The 3,518-nt window shown below is 75.3% G+C and carries 4 protein-coding genes; 2 read left to right on the forward strand and 2 right to left on the reverse strand.

Going from position 1 to position 3,518, the window contains the following annotated elements:
* Positions 1 to 441 (forward strand): amino acid permease (locus tag NH602_RS29365; RefSeq protein ID WP_253069510.1); only part of this gene is annotated, 441 nt, incomplete at its 5' end.
* An 85-nt stretch (positions 442 to 526) separates the two neighbouring features.
* Here NH602_RS29365 and NH602_RS29370 read toward each other — a convergent pair.
* Positions 527 to 982 carry a MarR family winged helix-turn-helix transcriptional regulator gene (locus NH602_RS29370; protein ID WP_253069511.1) on the reverse strand — a complete coding sequence of 152 codons (456 nt, stop codon included), beginning with the start codon at positions 980 to 982 and terminating at the stop codon, positions 527 to 529.
* A gap of 71 nt (positions 983 to 1,053) precedes the next feature.
* On the opposite strand from NH602_RS29370, the gene NH602_RS29375 reads away from it, so the two are divergent.
* Complete coding sequence (locus NH602_RS29375) at positions 1,054 to 2,856, forward strand: ABC transporter ATP-binding protein (RefSeq protein ID WP_073575014.1); 1,803 nt, start codon at positions 1,054 to 1,056, stop codon at positions 2,854 to 2,856.
* A gap of 64 nt (positions 2,857 to 2,920) precedes the next feature.
* Here the strand turns inward: NH602_RS29375 and NH602_RS29380 are convergent.
* Positions 2,921 to 3,518 (reverse strand): thiamine pyrophosphate-dependent enzyme (locus NH602_RS29380; protein ID WP_253069512.1); only part of this gene is annotated, 598 nt, incomplete at its 5' end.

Genomic DNA, 3,518 nt, shown 5'->3' on the forward strand with positions numbered 1-3,518 from the left:
CTGGTCGCCGGGGTCGGGCGCACGGTGCTGGCGATGGCCCGCGACCGGGAGCTGCCGGGGGCGCTCGCCGCGGTCCACCCACGGTTCGCGGTGCCGCACCGCGCCGAGCTCGCCGTCGGCGCCGTGGTGCTGCTGCTGGTGCTCACCGCGGCCCCGGTCACGGCGATCGGCCTGTCCGGTTTCGCGGTGCTGCTCTACTACGCCGTCGCCAACGCCGCGGCGCTCACCCTGCACCGCGACCGGCCGTGGCGGCGCGCCCTGTCGGGATTCGGTCTGCTCGGCTGCGTGGTGCTCGCGACGCTGCTGCCGCCGGTGTCGGTGCTGGCCGGGGTGGTGGTCCTGGTGGCCGGGACGGCGGTGCGAGCGCTGGTGCGGGCGGCGCGGGTCCGCCGCGGCCGCACGTCGGCGGGCGACGACCGGACGGATCCCGCCGGTCGCTGATGCGTGGCCGGACCGCCCGGGCCACACCGCCCGCGATCGACCGGGACGGGCCCGGTCCGCCACGCCCCGGGCCGAGCGGCCGAGCTCATCGGGGGCGGTGCTCGTCGGCTCCCTCGCGCAGCACGGCGAGGATCCGGGCCAGCGCGGCGCGGTCGTCCTCGGACAGCCGCGCGAACAGCGCCTCGGCCCCGTCGGCCCGGGCGGCGCGCACGTCGCGCGCGGTCGCCGCGCCCGTCTCGGTGACCCGCAGGAGCACGGCGCGCCGGTCCGCCGGGTCGGTCGCCCGCTCGACCATCCCCAGCCCGGCCAGGGCGTCGACGACCTCGGTCGCCGACCGCGGCGTGATGTGCAGGTGCCCGGCCAGCGCGCCGGGTCGCATCTCGCCGTGACGGACCAGGGTGCCGAGCGCCCGCGCCTGCGACGGGGTCAGGCCCCAGCCCGCCAGCCGCTCGGCCGAGGCGTGGCGCAGCGACCGCGCGACCGACCAGAACGCGTCGACGAGGTCGCTGCGCGAGGGCCTGGTCTGGTCCCGGTCCGGCACGGGAACAGACTAGCAAGTGATGCTGTTGCTGCCTCATAGTGAGGTAACCACAGCATCGTGAGGAGCACTCCGTGGACCCCCGACCCCCGAACCGGCCCGGCCGGCCCGACACCCGCACCTCCTCCCCGGAGGAGAAGGAACAGGCTCGCGCGGTCTCGCTGCGGCGCATCGGCGCCCTGTTCGCCCCGCACCGGGGCCCGCTCTCGGTCGTCGTCGCGACGATCGTCGCCTCGTCGATCGTCGGGATGGCCTCGCCGTTCCTGCTGCGCGAGGTCATCGACGTGGCGCTGCCGCAGCGCGACGTCCCCCTGCTCGCCTGGCTCGCCGGCGGGATGGTCGCGGTCGCCGCGGTCACCGCGGCACTCGGCGTCGCCCAGACCTGGATCTCCACCCGCATCGGCCAGGAGGTCATGCACGGGCTGCGCACCGGCGTCTTCGGCCACCTGCAGCGCCAGAGCCTGGCCTTCTTCACCCGCACCCGCACCGGTGAGGTGCAGTCGCGCATCACCAACGACATCGGCGGCATGCAGTCGGTGGTCACGAACACCGCGACCTCGGTCGCGTCCAACCTGACCACCACCGTCGCGACGCTGGTCGCGATGCTCGCGCTGTCCTGGCAGCTCACCCTGGTCTCGCTCGTCGTGCTGCCCCCGGCGATCCTGCTGACCCGCCGGGTCGCCCGCACCCGGCGCGCGATCACCGCCGCCCAGCAGCGGGAGCTGGCCGACCTCAACGTCACCGTCGAGGAGAGCCTGTCCGTCGACGGCGTCGCCCTGTCCAAGACCCTCGGCAGCGGACCGGAGCTGACCCGGCGGTTCACCGACTCCTCGTCGCGGCTGATCGGGCTGGAGCTGCGCTCCCAGCTCGCCGGACGCTGGACGATGGCCGTCACCCAGGTCGTGTTCGCCGCCGTCCCGGCGGTCATCTACCTCGCCGCCGGCCTGCCCTTCGCGGCCGGGACGATGAGCATCGGCACCCTGGTCGCGTTCACCGCGCTGCAGGGCGGCCTGTTCCGGCCGGTCATGGGGCTGCTGAGCGTCGGGGTCCAGATCGTGGCGTCGCTGGCGCTGTTCGCCCGGATCTTCGAGTACCTGGACCTGACCGTCGACGTCGTGGAGCCCGAGCACCCGGTCGCGGTGGACCACGACCGCGTCCGCGGCCACGTGCGCCTCGAGGGCGTCACCTTCGCCTACCCGGGGAGCGACGCCGCCGCCGTCGCCGGGATCGACCTCGACGTCCCGGCCGGGACCACCCTGGCGCTGGTCGGCGAGACCGGCTCCGGCAAGACCACCCTGGCGGGACTGGTCGCGCGGCTGCACGACCCGACCGCGGGCCGGGTCACCATCGACGGCGTGGACCTGCGGGACATGGCCGCCGCCGACCTCACCCGGATCGTCGGGGTCGTCGGGCAGGACACCTACCTGATGCACGCCACCGTGCGGGAGAACCTGCGCCACGCCCGTCCGGACGCCACCGACGCCGAGATCGAGGCCGCCGCGCGCGCCGCGCAGGTCCACGACCTGATCACCGGCCTGCCGGACGGCTACGACACCGTCGTCGGCTCGCGCGGGCACCGCTTCTCCGGCGGGGAGAAGCAGCGCATCGCGATCGCCCGCACGCTGCTGCGCGACCCGAAGGTGCTGGTCCTCGACGAGGCCACCAGCGCGCTGGACACCCGCACCGAGCGGGCCGTGCAGGCCGCGTTCGACGCGTTGGCCCACGGCCGCACGACGATCACCATCGCGCACCGGCTGTCGACCGTGCGCGACGCCGACCGGATCGCCGTCGTCGACCACGGCCGGATCGTCGAGTCCGGCAGCCACGACGAGCTGCTCGCCGACGCGGGCCGCTACGCCGCGCTGGCCACGGTGTGAGCGGCGACGGTGTGAGCGGCGACGGTGTGAGCGGCGACGGTGTGAGCGGCGACGGTGTGAGCGACTACGCCACGCCCGGGGCCGTGACGACCTCGACCAGCCGCGGCCCGTCGGCAGCGAACGCGTCCTTCAGCGCGGCCGCCGTCGACGCGGCGTCGGACACCGACACCGCCGGGACGCCGTAGCCCTCGGAGATCTTCACGAAGTCCAGTCCGGGGACGTCCAGGCCCGGTGTCTCCCCGGTGCCCAGCAGCCCCGCGAAGCCGCGCAGCGCACCGTAGGTACCGTTCTTCAGGATCACGAAGACCACCGGCACCCGGTACTGCGCCGCCGTCCACAGCGCGGTGATGCCGTAGTTGGCCGACCCGTCGCCGACGAGTGCGACCACCCGGCGCGCCTCGCCGTGGGCCAGCTGCGCCCCGACGGCGGCGGGCAGCCCGAACCCCAGGCCGCCGGAGGCGGGGAACAGGTAGCTGCCCGGCTCGGTGAGGTCGGCCTGGGCGACGAAGTCATCGATGGTCGAGGTGGACTCGCAGACGTGTACGGTCCCGGCCGGGGCCGCGTCGCGGACCAGCGCGAACAGCTGCTGCGGCGGCACGTGGTCCTCGGCGCCCCGCGGTGCGGGCGGCCCGGACCGGGGCGGCAGCGGCTCCCGCCCGGAG

The organism is Pseudonocardia sp. McavD-2-B, assembly GCF_024124365.1.
Lineage (GTDB): Bacteria > Actinomycetota > Actinomycetes > Mycobacteriales > Pseudonocardiaceae > Pseudonocardia > Pseudonocardia alni.